This window comes from Paraburkholderia sp. C35, from assembly GCF_003121405.1.
In the GTDB taxonomy this organism is placed as follows: Bacteria; Pseudomonadota; Gammaproteobacteria; order Burkholderiales; family Burkholderiaceae; genus Paraburkholderia.
In genome coordinates, this window is record NZ_QBUY01000013.1 from 116,370 (window position 1) to 134,478 (window position 18,109).

Here is an 18,109-nt window from a genome sequence, read left to right on the forward strand (position 1 = left end):
GATCCGATGAACATGGCAGAAACTCACCTGAATCCCGTCGAACGCCCGGCAGCACCCGCCGGTTTCGATCCGGCCCAGAGCGGTCAAGCGGCAGCACCTTCGCGCCCGAAGATCGAAGTCAACAACCTGAACTTCTTCTACAACAAGTATCACGCGCTGAAGAACATCAACCTGCAGATTCCCGAAGGCAAGGTGACGGCGTTCATCGGCCCGTCGGGCTGCGGCAAGTCGACGCTGCTGCGCACGTTCAACAAGATGTACGCGCTCTATCCGGAGCAGCGCGCCGAAGGCGAAATCCTGATGGACGGCGAAAACCTGCTGACCACCAAGCGCGACATCTCGCTGCTGCGTGCGCGTATCGGCATGGTGTTCCAGAAGCCGACGCCGTTCCCGATGTCGATCTACGACAACATCGCTTTCGGCGTGAAGATGTTCGAAACGCTGTCGCGCTCGGAAATGGACGATCGCGTCGAGTGGGCGCTCACGAAGGCGGCGCTGTGGAACGAAGTGAAGGACAAGCTCGGCCAGAGCGGCTACGGTCTGTCGGGCGGCCAGCAGCAGCGTCTGTGTATCGCGCGCGGCATCGCGATCCGTCCGGAAGTGCTGCTGCTCGACGAGCCGTGCTCGGCACTCGACCCGATTTCGACGGGCCGTATCGAAGAACTGATCGCTGAACTCAAGAGCGACTATACGGTGGTGATCGTCACGCACAACATGCAGCAGGCGGCGCGTTGTTCGGACTACACTGCCTATATGTACCTGGGCGAACTGATCGAATTCGGCGACACCGAAAAGATCTTCATCAAGCCGGTCCGCAAGGAAACGGAAGACTACATCACGGGCCGTTTCGGCTAAGTGCAGAGCGAACGAGCTTAGGGAGTACGACATGTCCGACAAACACCTGTCCAGCCAGTTCGACGCCGATCTGAACGCAGTCTCTTCGAAGGTGCTCGAAATGGGCGGCCTCGTCGAGGCGCAGATCGTCGCCGCGATGAATGCATTGAACGAGTTCGACATCGGTATCGCCGATCAGGTGATCGCCGCCGAAGACCGTCTGAACCAGATGGAAGTCGAGATCGACGAAGAGTGCAGCAACATCATCGCGCGTCGTCAGCCGACGGCACGCGACCTGCGCCTCGTGATGGCGATCTCGAAGACCATCACGAACCTCGAGCGTGCCGGCGACGAAGCAGAGAAGATCGCCAAGCGCACCAAGCGCCTGTCGGAAGACGGCGCATCGCGCACGATCAATATCGCTGAAATCAAGCTGTCGGGCGATATGGCCGTGAGCATCCTGCGCCGCGCGCTCGACGCGTTCGCGCGCCTGGACACGGTCGCTGCCGCACAGATCGTGCGCGACGACAAGGCGATCGACGAGGAATTCCGCGCGTTCGTGCGCAAGCTGATTTCGTACATGACGGAAGACCCGCGCCTGATCTCCGTGGGCCTCGATTTCCTGTTCATCGCCAAGGCGATCGAGCGGATCGGCGACCACGCGAAGAACATCGCCGAGTTCATCATTTACGTGGTGAAGGGTACGGACGTGCGCCATATGGGCCGCGACGCGCTCGAACGCGAGGCGCTCAGCTGATCGCAGCGCTGACCGTTTCGAAGCGAAGCGGCCAGCGCACATAACCGTTTTCACCGCATACCGTTTATCAAGAGGCGCCGATGCCCAGCAGTATTCTCGTTATCGAAGATGAACCCGCTATTTCCGAGCTGATCTCGGTCAACTTGCAACACGCGGGCCATTGTCCGATTCGTGCGTACAACGCCGAACAGGCGCAGAACCTGATCAGCGATGTGCTTCCCGATCTCGTGCTGCTCGACTGGATGCTGCCGGGCAAATCGGGTATCGCGTTTGCGCGCGACCTGCGCAACAACGAGCGCACCAAGCACATTCCCATCATCATGCTGACGGCACGTGGCGATGAGCAGGACAAGGTGCTCGGCCTCGAAATCGGTGCCGACGATTACGTGACGAAGCCGTTCTCGCCGAAGGAACTGATGGCGCGTATCAAGGCGGTGTTGCGCCGCCGTGCGCCGCAGCTGACGGAAGACGTCGTCGCGATCAACGGCCTGAAGCTCGACCCGGCTACGCACCGCGTCGCCGCGCACGCAGAAGGCAGCGAGATCAAGTTGGACCTCGGTCCGACCGAATTCCGTCTGCTGCACTTCTTCATGACGCACCCGGAGCGCGTGCACAGCCGCACGCAGCTGCTCGATCAGGTGTGGGGCGATCACGTGTTCGTCGAAGAGCGCACGGTCGATGTGCACATCAAGCGTCTGCGTGCTGCGCTGAAGCCGGCGGGTTGCGATGCGATGATCGAAACGGTGCGTGGCAGCGGATACCGGCTGGCCAAGAGCGCATAAGGTAAACTGATTGGAAAACACGAAGCGCGCTGCGGCATCTCAACGCAGCGCGCTTTGTTGTCTCTGAAGTCTTTGGGTTTGTCTTCAAGATCGCAGGATCACATGAACATCATCTGGGCGCGTTCCCTGGTATCGCTTGTGCTCCTCGCTGTGCTGTGCGTGGCTGTCGGCATTTTCGTCAACACCAAGCTGGCGTTGGCGATTGCCGTGCTCGCGCTGCTTGCGCAGGTCGTCTTCAGCACGTTCCACAAGCAGCGTCTGTGGCGTCTGCTCGATGCGCCCGTGTATGGCGAAGTGCCGAGCGCGCCCGGCATCTGGGGCGAGATCTACTACCGGCTGCACAAGCTCGCGAAGCGTTGGCATGCGCAGGTGCGTCAGGTCGAGCAGCAGCATTCGCGCTTCATTCAGGCCATCCAGGCGTCACCGAACGGCGTGGCGATGCTCGACGATCACGATCAGATCGAATGGTGCAACGCCATTTCCGAGCAGCACTTCGGCCTCGACGCAAAGCGCGATCTACGCCAGCACATCACGCATCTCGTGCGTCATCCCGACTTTGTCCGCTACCTGAATTCGCATCATTACGACGAGATGCTGATCATGCGCGGCATGGGCGACAAGCGGCAGAACGTGATTTCCGTGCAGGTGTTTCCGTATGGCGAGAACCGCAAGCTGGTGCTGTCGCAGGACATTACGGAACTGGAACGCACCGATGCGATGCGGCGCGTCTTCGTCGCCAACGTCTCGCACGAACTGAAGACACCGCTGACGGTGCTGGCCGGTTTTCTCGAAACGATGCGGGAGTTGCCGCTCGACGAGAGCGAGCGCGTGCGCTATCTCGATCTGATGATGCAGCAGGCGCAGCGGATGCAGCATATCGTCAGCGATCTGCTGGTGCTGGCGACGCTCGAAGGCGACAACAAGCCACCTAGCAATCAGATGGTCGATATGCGCGCGGTGCTGCGGCATTTGCAGGACGATGCGCAGAGCCTGTCTGGCGGGCGCCATCGGATTTCATTCGATACCGACGAGGCCCTGACCGTGACGGGTGTCGAGACCGAGATACTCAGTGCGTTCGGCAATCTGGTGACGAATGCGATCCGGTATACGCCTGACGGCGGGTCGATTGGAGTGAGCTGGCATGCTCAAGGCGGGCAGGCCGTTTTCACCGTAGCCGACAGCGGGCTTGGGATTCCGGCTGCGGATATTCCGCGGTTGACCGAGCGGTTTTATCGCGTGGATCGGAGTCGGTCGCGGGATACGGGTGGGACGGGGCTTGGGCTGGCTATCGTCAAGCATGTGCTGCAGCGGCATGATGCGCAGCTCGATGTGAAGAGTGAGGAAGGGCGCGGGAGTGTGTTTACCGTGCGGTTTCCGGTTGCGAGGACTGCAAGGTTGCAGTCGAATGCGGCGTAATGGTTTGGGTTTTGGTTTTAGTTTTGCTGGCGCTGGTATGTGGGGTTTGTCTCTTCGCTGGCATCCGCGTGATGACTTACCACTTCATGCGTCGCCCCTGTGCGGGGCAGCACCTACTTTTCTTTGCCGCCGCAAAGAAAAGTAGGCAAAAGAAAGCGGGCTAACACCGCCAACCCTTCTTCCTGCCTGCGGGCCCCCAACCGGTCCTACACCTCGCACGGCAACGTGCTCGCTCACGTTCGTTGCCAACTTTCTAATGCGCGCATCCCCCGCTTCACGCGCCCGCGCCACTGCATGCGCGACCAAAGTGCATGCGTTCTCCAGGTGGCAAACGGTGTGTCGGCTGTCGCACCGTACACGCTCCACTCCGGACTGAAAAGCAAAGGCGGTGTGTCTTGTAGGATCGCCGACGCATACGGCGCACCGACCTACACACCGTTTGCCACCTGGGCGGCCGTAACGAATCGCTGCCGCTCGCGGCACTGCGGGTGATTGAAGCGGGGGAGGCGCTCTTTAGAGCGTTGGCAACGGGCAACGACTAGTGCGTTGCCGTGTACAGGACGGGGCCGTTGGGGGCCCGCAGGCAACGACTAGCATTGGCGGTGTTAGCCCGCTTTCTTTTGCCTACTTTTCTTTGCGGCGGCAAAGAAAAGTAGGTGCTGCCCCGCACAGGGGCGACGCATGAAGTGGCAAGTCATCACGCGGATGCCAGCGAAGAGACAAACCGCGGATGCCAGCGAAGAGGCAAACCACAAACCCCAGCGCCAGCAAAAAACCCAAACCCTAAGAACAAAACTTCGCCAGCAAACTCATCTGCGCATTCCGCGAAGACTTCCCAGGCCGGCGGCGCCGATAATGCCCATCACTCTGCATAAGCCAGGCGGCTTGATTATCCCCGAGAAACGCGGACAAGCCCTCAGCAATCACCCGCCGCTTCAACCGTCGATTGTTGATAGGAAACGCAACCTCAACCCGCCGGAAGAAATTCCGATCCATCCAGTCGGCACTCGACAGATACACCTGCTCGCGCCCACTGTCATAGAAGTAAAAAATCCGATGATGCTCGAGAAAACGTCCCACGATCGAGCGCACGGTAATGTTCTCCGACAGCCCCTCAACCCCAGGCTGCAGAGCACACACGCCACGCACGATCAGATCGATCTTCACACCCGCCTGCGACGCCTCATAAAGCTCGGCAATCACGGTCGGCTCGAGCAATGCATTCATCTTCGCGACGATCCGCGCGCGCTTCCCTGCACGTGCATGCTCGGCTTCAGCGCGAATCGATTCGACCAGCCGTGGGTGCAGCGTAAACGGCGATTGCCACAACTCGTGCAACTGCAACTCGCCGCCAATCCCCGTGAGCTGCTGGAACACGTGATGCACGTCTTCGCAGATCTTCTGATCGGCGGTCATCAAACCAAAGTCGGTGTAAAGACGCGCGGTACGAGGGTGGTAGTTGCCCGTGCCCAAATGCGCGTAGCGCTTGAGGATCGACTTGCCGCCTTCTGACACGCGCCGCACGATCAGCATCATCTTCGCGTGGCACTTGTGGCCCACCACGCCATACACCACATGCGCGCCCACCGCTTCGAGCTGCGACGCCCAGTTGATGTTGGTCTCTTCATCGAAGCGCGCCAGCAGTTCGACCACCACCGTCACTTCCTTGCCGTTGCGCGCGGCTTGCATCAGCGCGTCCATCAACGGCGAATCCGTGCCCGTGCGATAAATGGTCTGCTTGATCGCGACGACGTTCGGATCTTTCGCGGCCTGCAGCAGCAGTTCGAGCACCGGCTGGAAGCTCTCGTACGGATGATGCAGCAGCACGTCGCCCTGATCGATCACGTCGAACAGACTCGCGCTGTTGGCAATTTGCGGCGGCGTAGCAGGAATGTGCGGCACGAACTTCAGATCGGGGCGATCCACCATCTCGGGCAATTGCATCAGCCGCACGAGATTCACCGGGCCATCGACGAAATAGCAGTCCTTCTGCGACAGACCGCTTTCGTCGAGCAGGCGCCGCATCAGATGAGCAGGCGTGCCCGCCGACATCTCCAAACGCACTGCATTGCCCAGGTGGCGCGCGGGCAGTTCGCCCTGCAGCGCGACGCGCAGATTGGTGATTTCGTCTTCGTCGACGAACAGTTCGCTGTTGCGCGTGATGCGGAACTGGTTGCAGCTGCGCACGGTGAGATTCGGAAACAGTTCACCGACAAAACGCTGCAGCAACGAGCTGAGCAGCACGAAGCCATGCGGATAGCCAGACAGTTCCTGCGGCATGCGCACGAGGCGCGGCAGCGCACGCGGCGCCTGCACGATGCCCATCACCGCCTGGCGGCCAAAGGCATCCTTGCCTTCCAGTTCGACGACGAAATTCAGGCTCTTGTTGAGCACGCGCGGAAACGGGTGCGCGGGATCGAGGCCGATCGGCGTCAGCACGGGCAGCAGTTCATTGAAGAAGTACTCGCGCGCCCATTGCGTCTGCGCGTCGTTCCACGCTTCCGTGCCGTGGAAGTAGATGCCTTCGTCTTCGAGCGCGGGCAGCACCGTGTCCTGCAACATCGTGTATTGCCGGTGCACGAGCTTCTGCGCGCGTTCTACGACGAGGTCGTAGCAATGCTGCAGCGACATGCCGTCAGGCGATAGCGCGCCGGGATTGTCGCGCATCTGTTCCTGAAGGCCGGCCATGCGGACTTCGAAGAATTCGTCGAGATTGCTGCTGGTGATACAGATAAAACGCAAGCGTTCGAGTAGCGGTACAGCTGGGTCAGCGGCCTGCGCGAGGACGCGTTCGTTGAACCCCAGAATGCCCAGCTCGCGGTTCAGAAGAGGGTAGCGGTTGGACATCGGCGGTGAGAAAGAAATGTCGGATGGTGACTCGAAAGGACGCTCGGAAATTCTCACAGTATGATGACAGTTGCATGTAAATAGCTTTTGTCATGATTTTACGCTTTTGCCGGGCCATGTCGTAAATATGACGCAAGCATGTGTGACGATATCGCTCGACAATGGCGGAGGTGACAGCGTAATGACGAGTACGCTTAAAATGGCGGCTTTGAACAACGCGCCACAGAACGCGCCCGCTATGGGTGCATCGAGCGCGCGCATGAGGTCCTCACATCCGATGGTCAACACTCCGCCACTCCTTGCCGCCGTCGATCTCGGCTCGAACAGTTTCCGCCTGATCGTGGGCCGCGTCGAAGAAACCGAAGCGGGCAGCCAGATCTATCAGGTCGATGCGCTGCGCGAACCGGTCCGGCTCGGAGCGGGTCTGTCGCGCGAAAAAATGCTCGACCGTGCTTCGCAGGAGCGCGGCTGGGATGCGCTGAAGCGTTTCGGCGAACGTCTGCGCGATTTCCATCCCGATCATGTGCGTGCCGTCGCCACCAACACGCTGCGCGTCGCAAAGAACGCGGAGGAATTTCTCGGCGAAGCGGAAGCGGCACTCGGCTTCCCCATCGAAGTGATTGCGGGCCGCGAAGAAGCGCGCCTGATTTATGCAGGCGCTGCGCATTCGGTGCCGGCGAGCGCGGGCAAGCGGCTCGTCGTGGATATTGGCGGTGGCTCGACGGAATTCATTATCGGTTCGCACTACACGCCGATCCGCATGGAGAGTCTGTACATCGGCTGCGTGAGCCATAGCCGCCAGTTCTTTCCGGCGGGCAATGTCGACGAGTTCACGATGCGTCAGGCCGAGCTAGCAGCGTCGCGCGAAATCCAGATCATTTCCGCCGACTACAAGGCCGAGGGCTGGGAGCAGGGCATTGGCTCATCGGGTACGGCACGCGCGCTGGCCGAACTGATCGAAGCGAACGATTTCAACGACCCGGGCATCACCCATGGCATTTCGCGCGGCGGCCTCGAGCGGCTCAAGCGTGCGTTGATCAAGGCGGAGAACGTCAACCGGCTGAAGCTGATCGCGCTCAAGCCTGATCGCGTACCCGTGCTGGCGGGTGGCCTGTCGATCATGATTGCCGTGTTCGACGAACTGGGCGTCGAGTATGTCGACACGACGGACGGTGCGTTGCGGCTCGGCGTGCTGTATGACCTGCTGGGGCGTTCGCAGCATCAGGACATGCGCACGGTGACGGTCGAAGGGTTTATGCGGCGCTATGGCGTCGACCGCGCGCAGGCGGCGCGCATTGGTGAACTGGCGGTGCGCTTTTACGACCAGCTCGATGAGCCTGATGCAGAGGTGCGGGAAGAGAATCGCATGTTCCTCGGCTGGGCTGCTGCCTTGCATGAGATCGGGCTGTCGATTTCGCATAGCGCGTATCACAAGCATTCGGCGTATATCGCGAGCAATGCGGATATGCCGGGTTTTTCGCGCACGGATCAGGCGCGGTTAGCGGCGCTGGTTGTGGGGCATGCGGGTAAGCTCGGCAAGCTGGCGCAGACGCGCGATCTCGAATGGAAGCTGCTGTTTTGCCTGCGGCTGGCGGCGCTGTTTTGCCGCCGGCGGGCGGATGCCGGGTTGCCGGAGATTACTGTCTCTGAGGCGAATGGCGGGTATGAGGTGCGGCTTCCTAACTCTTGGGTGTCGAATAATCCGCTGACCGATTACAGCCTCATTCAGGAGGCGGCTGAGTGGGAGAAGATTCGGACGTCGTATCGGGTTGTGTATACCGAAGAGTGAGGTTTTTTGTTGCTGGCGTCCGCGGTTTGTTAGTGGTCCGCTAGTGCTGCCCCGCACAGGGGCAACGCTAGCAGACCACTAACAACGAGCGGACGCCAGCGACAAAAAAACCAGCAAACCACTACAAGCGTCGCAAGACAAACAAACCACTTACCTCCCCAACGCATCACCCAAAAAATGCCGCGCATACCGCGCATTAATCTCGGACAACCGGAAGAGAGTCAAAAAGTCAGCGGTATTAAAGTCAGGATCCCAGGCCGGCGCACCACAAATCTTCGCGCCCAGGCGCAAATACCCTTTGATCAGCGGCGGCGGCGTCACAGTCGCCCCAGTCTTCAGTTCATCGACAGGCAGCGGCGTATGAGGAAACGCCCGATACTCAGGCGTAGTCAGCGCATCATCCTGCAGGGATGCATACAGATTCGCCGCGTAGTGACCACCATCTGCCATGGCAACACTCGCGCAGCCGAGCATCGTCTCATAGCCGTTGTGCTGCATATACGAGCCCAGCCCGGCCCACAGCGACATGATCACCGAACCGCTGCGATAGTCGGGATGCACGCACGAGCGGCCCACCTCGACCATCTTCGAGCGCAGGTGCGTCAGACGCGACACATCGAACTCGCCCTCGGCATACAGACGCCCGATACGCGCCGCCTGGTGCGGCGGCAGCACGCGATACGTGCCCACCACCTTCAGCGTGTCCAGATCGCGCACGATCAGGTGATCGCAATACGCGTCGAACGAGTCGACGTCGAGGCCGGCAGGGCCGGATAGGCGCGCGCCCATTTCCTCGGCGAAGACCCGGTAACGCAGACGCTGCGCTTCACGAAGCTCCTCGTCGGTGCGTGCCCACGAAACCTGCAAGCGATGCTGGGCGGTAACCGTTTCTTCCGTGCGTGGCAGACGACGACGCGGCTCAAGGATCGATGCGAAGGGCAAGGTAGGCGTCGGCAGTTCTCGCATGTGGCGTCCTGGTCGAAAATGTGAAATTCGCTTCGACGCCAATGTAGTAACGGCGGGTGACGCTCACATGGCAACGCCATGACGATTCGATGACGTGTCGTAAGCCCGCCGCTTTCGGCAGGCCTTCGGTGCCCGCTTCATTCGATCCCACTATGCAGCACGGATCAATCGATTGGGCGAGAGATCAGATCAGGTCCGGACTGATCATCGCGCGCAGAATCGCCTGGCCCTCGCTGCCGCGCACGCGGCTTTCGATCCACCAGATCGCCGACTTTTTGATCGACCAGCTTGCGCCGCTATCGGCAAGCAGACGGGCCGCGACGTGACCCAGCGTGGGCTGATGGCCGACGATCACGACCGTCGACGCCATGCCGTCCGGCCAGCCCGCCGCTTCGAGCACGGCGGTGGCGCTGGCGGCGGGTGCGATCTCGCGCACCACGCGGTATTGATCCGTCAACGATTCGGCCGTCTGCACGGTGCGGGTGGCAGGGCTGGCGAGAATCACGGCGTCGTCGGGAAGACGCGCGCGCAGCCATTTCGCGGACGCCTGCGCCTGCTTGCGGCCGCGCGTGGTCAACTGGCGGGCGAGGTCGCTGGCGGCGATGTCTTCGGCTTCGGCGTGGCGCCAGAGAATCAGGTTCATGGCGATGTCTCCGTTTGCTCTGTCGGCGGTTGGGATTGAACAAGTATGGACAACGCGAGGCGGGGCGAGTTTGGTTTTAATGCATGCGTGTTTCGACGCTGCGTCGCAGATGAAAAACGGGCGCGGCCGACATGCACTCGCAGCGCCCGAAACTCGCGCGAAAACACGGGCAAAAAAGCAAAAACCCGCGCCACCAGAACAGTGACGCGGGTTTATGTGTACGGCATTGGTGGTCGGAGCGATAGGATTCGAACCTACGACCCTCTGATCCCAAATCAGATGCGCTACCAGGCTGCGCTACGCTCCGACGCGAGCCCGAGATTGTAAGTGCAATGCTGGCCAAGAGTCAAATGCGTTTTGCGCGCCGCAGAATCGGTTCGTTGCACCGGGTCACAACTGCCCCATCAGCAGCAACACGATCACCACTACCAGCACGATGCCGACGAGCCCCGTCGGACGATAGCCCCATTCGCGGCTGTACGGCCAGCTGGGAAGGGCGCCGATCAAGAGCAGGATCACCACGATCAGCAGAATGGTTCCGAGGGTCATGTTATCTCTCCTTATATGGCCGGGCCACAAATGGAGACCGCTTGGACGCGTCCGGGCAGTACCGTTGGACGCGCTGGCGGCCGGAGTATCGAGCGCGCAACGTGCGCGTTCCGTGGCTTACAGGCAGCAAGGCATGTGCCCGGCATCGGCGGACGTGTTACGGATTGCCCAGGCGCAGGAGAAGCCGCGAAGGAGGGCGCGGGGGATAACAGAGGCAAGGGAACACGCGCACGCGGGACTCGCACGCGGAACAAGAAACGCCGCGCGCGGCAGACGCACCGGCGCGCGAGTCGGTGGAGATTCAGACGACCAGGACGGCAGCGCCGCTGTGCGCAGCGCATCCTGCTTCAGTGTCTGCGGCGCATTCTGTCGAAGACGTGATGTGCGGCCAGCCAGTGGTGCATCATCCCTTCGCCCTCATGCTCACGGCGATAGGTGCGCGATTCGAATACCGACAGCGCGACGAGCACCAGCAACCCAATGGCCAGTCCAACCAGACCTGCGATCGATTCGGCATCCATGGCAGCCTCCTTCGACGAATGCAACCATCCATACATAGTAGAACAGCCGCCGCAAGATGGCGCAAGGCGGACAATATCCAGGTTCGGCGGCGCACATTGCGCTTTACGGTTAGACTCGTCACCCGCGACCTGTCTGTCGCTGCCAAGATCACGTACGAAAAATTCATGAAGCGCTTCCTGCTTGCTGCCTCGCTGTTTTCGCTGTTCGCCCTGGCGGCGTGTGCCGACGATCCGACCGTCCACCACCACGTGCCGCCCAAAGATCCCGTCGACTACCACGGCGTGCCCACCGACGACCGTCCACCGTCGATGATCGACGCACCCGCCGCGCCGCAATAGACGCTCTGCAGGCGCCTACGCGCGGCCGGGCAATACGGAAGGCCCAACCTCGCGCGCGAGGCCCGGCAACAGGCGCGCAAGCGTCACGCCGCGGGCCGCCATGAAGATCATCAACGCCGCCCACAAGCCGTGATTGCCGTGCGTGCCGGCGAGCGCCCACGAAGCCGCGAAAAACACGCCGAGCGATACGATCATCGACGTCATCAGTTCGCGCGTGCGGGTCGCGCCGATGAACACGCCGTCGAGCAGAAAACCCCACACCGAGACGATAGGCGAGAGCGCGGTCCACGGCAGGAATGCCTCTGCTGCTTCGCGCACCACGGTCTGATCCGTCAGCCGTTCGACGATCCACGCGCCCGCCATCCAGTAGATCAGCGTGAAGACCAGCGCGCCCAGCGCGGACCACAGCAGCGTCACCTTGACCGCCTGACGGAACGCTTCGCGATTGCGCGCGCCGATGGCCGCGCCGACCAGCGCTTCCGCCGCATGCGCGAAGCCATCCAGCCCGTATCCCATGAACGTCTGGAAGTTGAGCAGCAGCGCGTTCGCAGCGAGCGTCGCGTCGCCCTGTTTCGCGCCGAGATGCGCGAACCAGCCGAACGCGCCGAGCAGACACAGGGTGCGCACGAAGATGTCGCGGTTGATGGTCACCATGCGCCGCAGCGCTACGCGATCGAACAGTGCGGCTCGCTCGAGCGAAGGCAGGCCGCGTACCCGCATCTGCCAGAGCAGCACGGCGCCGAATACGAAGCCGAGCGCATCGGCTGTCGCGGTGGCGGCGCCGATCCCCGCTACGCCCCAGCCGAACGCATACACATACAGAAGCACCGCGACGATGTTCGCCGTGTTGATGAACACCTGCGTGGCAAGCGCGACGCGCACGCGCTGCGTGCCGAGCAGCCAGCCGAGCACGACATAGTTGCCCAACGCGAGCGGCGCAGCCCAGATGCGCGCATGACAGTAAGCGCGTGCGTGCTGCTGCACCTCGCTGCTGCCGCCGATCGCGCGCACCGCGAACTCGATCAGCGGCGTCTGCAACGTGAGGATGACCGCGCCGATGACGAACGCGAGCAGCAGCGCCCGCACGATGTTCATGCGCAGGCCCGCCTGATCGTTCGCACCGAACGATTGCGCGACGAGGCCCGTCGTGCCCATGCGCAGAAAGCCGAAACCCCAGAACACGAAGTTGAAGAATAGCCCGCCGAGCGCAACGCCGCCGAGATACGACGCGCTGTCCAGATGGCCGGCGACGGCGGTGTCGACTGCGCCGAGTATCGGCTGCGTCAGGTTGGCGAGGACGATGGGGAAGGCAAGCGTGAGCACGCGCCGGTGCCAGCGCGTAGGGACAGCGGGCGCGGCGGCCGGCGCGGCGCTGTCGTCGGCGTGATCGTTCAACCGCGTTCCTGCACGCAGACCCACGGCGACACCACCACGGCCCACAGATCCGGGTCGCGCGCGGCGAAGTCAGCGGCTGTTTCCGACTGGACACGCTCGACCAGTCCCGCCGACAGCCATTGCGTGACCTGGGTCGTATCGTCGCTGGCGATCGCTTCAGCGACGCTCACCAGATCGAGGTCGCGCGCGACGCGCAGCAGCATGCCGCGTGCAAAGAAACGTTCGAGTTCGCTCCAGCCGATCTTCGCGGTTTCACCGAGCAGTGTCTGGTAGAGCGGGCTTTGTGGGGTAGCGGAGGAAGTCATGACGTTTGCGGCCAGCGGGGCGTGTCGTAGGTATCGGGGGCAAGCCGTGTGTATTGGGCGCGCAGATGGCGCGCGCCTGCACGGCGGGCGTAACTATAAACCATAGGCGACATGGCGCCATTTCGCCTGGTTGGAACGATGTCGATGACATCGCTCGCGCGGTTTAAAAGTCGCACTCCGCGTGCATATCGGTCTGTTAAACCAAGGCGCGCCAATTCGTTAAATCTGATGAATGGCGATGGACAATCGCTACAGAAAGGTGCGTTGGCGCACCAAGTCACGCTATTGTCGTCATCGAAGCGAAATGCGTAAATCGGTTGAATATCGGCGTGCAGATCTATTTGCGCGCGTTATTTGCAAGATGCGGCGAAACGCCCGTCTGCTGTGGGTTCCAGGCGAATGCGATATTGCGAAAAGTGCCTATTGGATGTGAATCGATATGTTGATCGGCATTGCACAATGACGCGTGCGCCATTCAGTTCCTCGTCTAACCGTGCGCCGACTCACACTATTTGCACAATTAATCGATTGCGTGGGTATAGGTGCGTTGCTAGATTTCGTCTCGGCGCATGGTGAACCGGTCCTTTGCCGATATGCGCCGAACCCCCGTTTGCCCGGCCTCGTGCCGGGCATTTTTTTGCCCGCTCATCGAATACATCAGACTACGTACGCAAGCGACGCTTACTGCTTGCAGCGGACCACCATCGAACGGTTCTTCACGTTGGCGCCGAGCACGCCGCCAAGCGTGCCGCCCGCTGTGCCGCCCGTGTCTACATCCTTCGAGATCACGTCATAGCCATAGGCGCCGCAGGCTTCGCCCGCGCGCTTGTAGCATTCGCCCCAGTTCTGGCTCGCGTCGCTGCCGCTGCAGTTGATGGCGAAGCCGGCGTCGCCGTTGGGCAGATAGGTCAGCGTGGTCGAGCCGGAACTGGCGCAACCTGTCAGGCTCGTAAGCGTTGCGATCGCGAGGCTCGCCGCCGTCGCACGTACAGCCGCAAGGGCGTTTTTCATCGGAGTGTCCTCTCTGTGTCGTTGCGCGCGTGAACGCGGTGTCGACAGGCATGGCACGGAGCGTGCCCGCCTGCCTCTGTGATGGAGCCGCGCACGGCCCATCAGGTTCCCGCTGCGTCGTGGCGCGTTAGCGCGGCGGCAGCGAGCGCGCCGGATCGATCGAGCGGCCCGCATAGCGCAGTTCGAAGTGCAGCATCACGCGGTCGTTGTCGGAGTCGCCCATCTCGGCGATCTTCTGGCCTTGCTGCACCGATTCGCCTTCCTTCACGAGCAGCGTGCGATTGTGCGCGTAGGCCGTCAGGTAGTCGGCATTGTGCTTGATGATCAGCAGGTTGCCGTACCCGCGCAGGCCGTTGCTCGCATAGACGACGGTGCCGCCCGCCGCCGCGAACACGGGCGTACCCGCGACGTTCGCGATGTCGATGCCCTTCGAGTTGTTGCCGTCGAAGCTGCGCACCACGTTGCCGCTTGCCGGCCAGATCAGCGAGATCGACGAGGCGGGCGTCGAAGGCGTATCCGCCGCAGCGCTGCGCGACGAAGACGAAGCCCCCGCCGATGCGCTACCCGACGACCCCGCACTGCTGCGTGCCGACCCCGTGCTGGCCGTTGCCGTGCCCGGCGGCGGCGCGACGCGCAGCACCTGGCCGACCTCGATGGCATCGGGGTTCGACAGATTGTTCCAGCGCGCGATGCTCTGAACCGACGTGCGATTGCTTCGCGCGATCTTGTTCAGCGTGTCGCCCCGTTCGACGCGGTAGAAGCCCGGCCCTACAGGTGCCGAGCCACATGCGGCCAGTGCTGCGATCATGCTCGCGCAGACCAGCCGTCTGATTCTTGTTGTCAACATTGGACCTCGCAAGACGCCGCCGCGCGCCGATCCCGATCACGCGGCAGTTGCAAAACGCCAGATTTTAACGGTTTTGCAAAACACGGCCCGTTTTTGGACCGGGACGGCGCGCGGCGCCGGGTGTTCGGCACCGCGCGCGACGTGAGACGCGGAACGCTTAAGGCAACGTGCTGACGGCGATGCGCAGCGACGCCGTTTCGGTGTCGCCCGCTTCGAGCCAGCGCAAGCCCATGCCGTTGTGGATCGCGTCGGGCAGGCCCAGCCACGGTTCGACACAGTAGAAGTCCGATTCCAGCTTTTCCGTCCACGTCGTGACGGCATACCAGGGCACGGAGCCGGGACGCTGCAGATCGATCGTGAGGCTGCGGTTGAGTCCCAGCGCGACGAGGCGCACGAGATGATCCGGCGCGCCGTCGAGGCAATGGAACTGGTCGACGATGCTCTGATCGTCGAGCCGATAGTCTGGCTTGCCGGCTTCGCCCGCGCTGATCGAGCCGTCCGGCAACTGATGGCGGCGCACCGTGCGCGGCAGTTCGAGCACCGTTTCGCCGCGTTGCGTGTGCGGCAGCGTGAAATAGAAGTGATGGCCCGCGTAGTAGGGCAGCGGTGCGCTGCCGGCTGCGCCCGTATTCGTGGTGATGAAGTCGACATCGAGCGTGTGCGCATCGACCAGCGTGTACTTCGCTTCGAAGCGGAAGCTGAACGGATAGCCGGTGCGCGTCGCCTCGTTGTCGGTCAGCACCATGCTGATCGAGCCGGCGGCTTCATCGACCGTGGCTTCAAATGGCAGGTTACGCGCGAAGCCGTGCATCGGCAGGTCGCGCACGGTGCCTTGCGCGTCCTTCCAGCGGCCGATCTGGCCGTCGACATAATGGCGCGCGAGAAACGGAAACAGCAGCGGATTGCCGCCGCGCACGTGCGCGACGCGGCTCCAGTCCGCCTGCTCAGGCCAGAAGATGACCGACTGGCCGTCGACGTCCCACGACAGCAGGCGGCCGCCCGCCTGCGGCGCGACGCGCAGCAAGGAGGCGTCGCGTGCGATCTCGATGATGTCCTGTTGCTGGAATTGAGGCATGGCTATGGCGATAGAAAGCGGTTGAGGAGGGAAGCGATCTGCACAATTGTGGCGCAAAAGGTGGAACGAAGCGCGCGGCGACGCCGATTGTGCGCCGCTTTGTCGTACGGGGAAACCCTTCTCGGGAAATTGCGGGTGTTACCGCACAGTCAGCGCCACCGATAATGTGCTCGCCACCGGCTCGCGCCGGGCCCGATCACCGGTTTCCAGGAGGGGCGATGGATCTCGCAATGGCAATGAGCGTGGCACTGTTCGGTATGTTCACGGGCAGTACGATTTATTTCTTTTATAAATTTACACGCTGACACGGGGCGACGAGATTCCACGTTGAGCCGTCGGCGCGTACCGACGGTCCACGCAGCCTCCGCACGCAGGCCCGCCTTCCAGGCGGGCCTTTTTGCTTTCATCGTCGTAATAAAACTTTCGATTTTTTGCGATGCGGAAAGATTCTGTTAAAAGCGAATTTTTGTCCTTGGCGCTCCCGGATCGGACCTTCATAATCGACCCGCTTTCAGATGCCGGACATCGCGCTCCGGCAAGCTGTCCAACCTCCCCACTTTTCAAAAGGACCGACGCGTGAGCCTGTCGTTTTTGATCTTTTTGAGCGTGCTGCAGGGCGTCACGGAACTGTTTCCGGTGAGCAGTCTTGGTCACACGCTGCTCGTACCTGCTTTATTCGGCATGCATATCGACAAGCATGCGCCGCAATTGCTTCCCTTCCTCGTGGCGCTGCATCTGGGCACCGCGTTCGCGTTGCTGTGGTACTTCCGTGCGCGCTGGGTCGCGCTGATCGGCGGCTTTTTCGCGTCGCTGTCGGGCCGCCGCAATGACGACGGTCATATGATGTGGGCGCTGATCATCGGGACGATTCCGGCCGGTCTGGTGGGTCTCGTGCTGGAGAAGCGCCTGGAGCGTGTGTTTCATGATCTGCGCATCGTGGCGATTGCGCTGATCGTCAACGGTGTGCTGTTGTGGTTCGGCGATCGTCTGCAACGATCGCGTGCGCATCAGGCGCCGGAGAAGCTGACGTTCAAGCAGGCGTTCCTGGTCGGCCTCGCGCAGATCGGCGCGCTGATTCCCGGCTTCTCGCGCAGCGGCCTGACGATGATCGCGGGCAATGGCGCGGGCCTGACGGCCGAGAAGGCCGCGGAGTTTTCGTTCCTGCTCGGTACACCGATTATTTTCGCGGCGGGCATTCTCGAACTGCCGAAGCTGTTCCATGCACCGGGCCAACTTGCCGATGCATTGCTTGGCGGCGTGTTGACGGCGATCGCTGCGTATCTGAGCGTGCGGTTCCTGATGAAGTATTTCGAAGGGCGTGGGCGTCTCGCGTCGTTTGGCGTGTATTGCGTGATCGCTGGCGCGGTGTTTCTCGGCTGGTTCATGATGCATCCGCAGCCGGTCTGATCGTCGCGTTCGATCAGTTATAATCGCGGGCCCGGTGTGTGTCGCCGGGCCTTTTTGTTTTATGCGCCTCGGCGCGTGACCTGGCGGCCGCATGAGCGTAGCTGGCCCAGGTTAAAATTCCGGTTTCGCCTCCCCATAGTTCAACGGATAGAACACGGGTCTTCTAAACCTGAAATCGAGGTTCGATTCCTCGTGGGGGGGCCATCTTGTTTTTCTGTATTTGCTGCGCGTGCTGGGCTGGTTGAGATTGGGGTTGCTGCCGGTTTTTTGGTTTTGGTTTTGGTCTTTGGCTGGCGTCCGCGATTTCGTGTTGGTCTGCTAGCGTCGCCCCTGTGCGGGGCGGCACCTACTTTTCTTTGCAGCGGCAAAGAAAAGTAGGCAAAAGAAAGCCGCTAAACACCGCCAATCCTTGTAGTTGCCTGCGGGCCCCCAGCCGGTCCTATCCTTCACACGGCATCACTCTTCTCGATGCCCGCTGCCAGCGCTCTTTAAGGGCGCGTCACCCTCTTCAAACACCCGCGTCTCAGCGGGCCTGACCAGTTCGGCCCAGGCCGCCCAGGTGGCAAACGGTGTGTCGGCTGTCGCGCCTTATACGCACCACTCCGGACTGAAAAGCAAAGGCGGTG

General features: G+C 61.7%; 17 protein-coding genes and 2 tRNA genes. 8 read left to right on the forward strand and 11 right to left on the reverse strand.

Annotated features, from left to right (window positions below):
• The first annotated feature begins 6 nt into the window (after positions 1 to 6).
• From pstB to phoR, 4 genes are all read left to right on the forward strand, one after another.
• On the forward strand, positions 7 to 855 hold the full coding sequence (pstB, locus tag DK391_RS11490; protein WP_109478116.1) for a phosphate ABC transporter ATP-binding protein PstB: 849 nt from the start codon (positions 7 to 9) through the stop codon (positions 853 to 855).
• A 31-nt stretch (positions 856 to 886) separates the two neighbouring features.
• Positions 887 to 1,591 (forward strand): phosphate signaling complex protein PhoU, encoded by a 705-nt coding sequence (gene phoU / locus DK391_RS11495; RefSeq protein WP_109478117.1) that lies wholly within the window; start codon positions 887 to 889, stop codon positions 1,589 to 1,591.
• Between the two features lie 80 nt (positions 1,592 to 1,671).
• Positions 1,672 to 2,373 carry a phosphate regulon transcriptional regulator PhoB gene (gene phoB / locus DK391_RS11500; RefSeq protein ID WP_006051991.1) on the forward strand — a complete coding sequence of 234 codons (702 nt, stop codon included), beginning with the start codon at positions 1,672 to 1,674 and terminating at the stop codon, positions 2,371 to 2,373.
• Positions 2,374 to 2,475: 102 nt separating this feature from the next.
• Positions 2,476 to 3,789, forward strand: a complete 1,314-nt coding sequence (phoR, locus tag DK391_RS11505; protein ID WP_109478118.1) for a phosphate regulon sensor histidine kinase PhoR — start codon at positions 2,476 to 2,478, stop codon at positions 3,787 to 3,789.
• 783 nt (positions 3,790 to 4,572) lie between these two features.
• On the opposite strand, the gene ppk1 is transcribed toward phoR, so the two are convergent.
• Complete coding sequence (ppk1, locus tag DK391_RS11510; protein ID WP_109478119.1) at positions 4,573 to 6,636, reverse strand: polyphosphate kinase 1; 2,064 nt, start codon at positions 6,634 to 6,636, stop codon at positions 4,573 to 4,575.
• A gap of 199 nt (positions 6,637 to 6,835) precedes the next feature.
• On the opposite strand from ppk1, the gene ppx reads away from it, so the two are divergent.
• Positions 6,836 to 8,425: an exopolyphosphatase gene (ppx, locus tag DK391_RS11515; protein ID WP_204117342.1), complete on the forward strand. Its 1,590-nt coding sequence runs from the start codon at positions 6,836 to 6,838 to the stop codon at positions 8,423 to 8,425.
• 150 nt (positions 8,426 to 8,575) lie between these two features.
• Here ppx and DK391_RS11520 read toward each other — a convergent pair whose 3' ends face one another.
• From DK391_RS11520 to DK391_RS44840, 5 genes are all read right to left on the reverse strand, one after another.
• Positions 8,576 to 9,391, reverse strand: coding sequence for a GNAT family N-acyltransferase (locus DK391_RS11520; protein ID WP_109478121.1), 816 nt, complete (start codon positions 9,389 to 9,391; stop codon positions 8,576 to 8,578).
• A gap of 184 nt (positions 9,392 to 9,575) precedes the next feature.
• Positions 9,576 to 10,034: a phosphohistidine phosphatase SixA gene (gene sixA, locus DK391_RS11525; protein WP_109478122.1), complete on the reverse strand. Its 459-nt coding sequence runs from the start codon at positions 10,032 to 10,034 to the stop codon at positions 9,576 to 9,578.
• A gap of 230 nt (positions 10,035 to 10,264) precedes the next feature.
• Positions 10,265 to 10,341 (reverse strand) — tRNA-Pro (locus tag DK391_RS11530).
• Between the two features lie 83 nt (positions 10,342 to 10,424).
• Positions 10,425 to 10,583 (reverse strand): DUF3309 family protein, encoded by a 159-nt coding sequence (locus DK391_RS11535; protein ID WP_109478123.1) that lies wholly within the window; start codon positions 10,581 to 10,583, stop codon positions 10,425 to 10,427.
• 347 nt (positions 10,584 to 10,930) lie between these two features.
• Complete coding sequence (locus DK391_RS44840; RefSeq protein ID WP_204117336.1) at positions 10,931 to 11,104, reverse strand: hypothetical protein; 174 nt, start codon at positions 11,102 to 11,104, stop codon at positions 10,931 to 10,933.
• Positions 11,105 to 11,269: 165 nt separating this feature from the next.
• Here DK391_RS44840 and DK391_RS44845 point away from each other — a divergent pair, with 165 nt between their 5' ends.
• Positions 11,270 to 11,443 (forward strand): hypothetical protein, encoded by a 174-nt coding sequence (locus tag DK391_RS44845; RefSeq protein ID WP_204117337.1) that lies wholly within the window; start codon positions 11,270 to 11,272, stop codon positions 11,441 to 11,443.
• Between the two features lie 15 nt (positions 11,444 to 11,458).
• On the opposite strand, the gene DK391_RS11545 is transcribed toward DK391_RS44845, so the two are convergent.
• The 5 genes from DK391_RS11545 to DK391_RS11565 all read right to left on the reverse strand — a co-directional run bounded on the left by DK391_RS11545 (position 11,459) and on the right by DK391_RS11565 (position 16,076).
• Positions 11,459 to 12,838: an MATE family efflux transporter gene (locus DK391_RS11545; RefSeq protein WP_109478125.1), complete on the reverse strand. Its 1,380-nt coding sequence runs from the start codon at positions 12,836 to 12,838 to the stop codon at positions 11,459 to 11,461.
• A complete protein-coding gene (locus DK391_RS11550) occupies positions 12,835 to 13,143 on the reverse strand; it encodes a DUF2288 domain-containing protein (RefSeq protein ID WP_109478126.1) in 309 nt (102 codons plus the stop codon). Before DK391_RS11550 ends, DK391_RS11545 begins: the two co-directional genes overlap by 4 nt.
• Positions 13,144 to 13,824: 681 nt before the next feature.
• Positions 13,825 to 14,154: a hypothetical protein gene (locus tag DK391_RS11555; RefSeq protein ID WP_109478127.1), complete on the reverse strand. Its 330-nt coding sequence runs from the start codon at positions 14,152 to 14,154 to the stop codon at positions 13,825 to 13,827.
• A 127-nt stretch (positions 14,155 to 14,281) separates the two neighbouring features.
• Positions 14,282 to 15,001, reverse strand: a complete 720-nt coding sequence (locus DK391_RS11560; RefSeq protein ID WP_204117338.1) for a peptidoglycan DD-metalloendopeptidase family protein — start codon at positions 14,999 to 15,001, stop codon at positions 14,282 to 14,284.
• Between the two features lie 157 nt (positions 15,002 to 15,158).
• Positions 15,159 to 16,076, reverse strand: a complete 918-nt coding sequence (locus DK391_RS11565; protein WP_109478129.1) for an aldose epimerase — start codon at positions 16,074 to 16,076, stop codon at positions 15,159 to 15,161.
• Between the two features lie 576 nt (positions 16,077 to 16,652).
• Between DK391_RS11565 and DK391_RS11575 the strand changes: the two genes are divergently transcribed.
• On the forward strand, positions 16,653 to 17,483 hold the full coding sequence (locus DK391_RS11575; protein WP_109478131.1) for an undecaprenyl-diphosphate phosphatase: 831 nt from the start codon (positions 16,653 to 16,655) through the stop codon (positions 17,481 to 17,483).
• A 129-nt stretch (positions 17,484 to 17,612) separates the two neighbouring features.
• A tRNA-Arg gene (locus tag DK391_RS11580) sits at positions 17,613 to 17,687 on the forward strand.
• Positions 17,688 to 18,109: the final 422 nt, after the last annotated feature.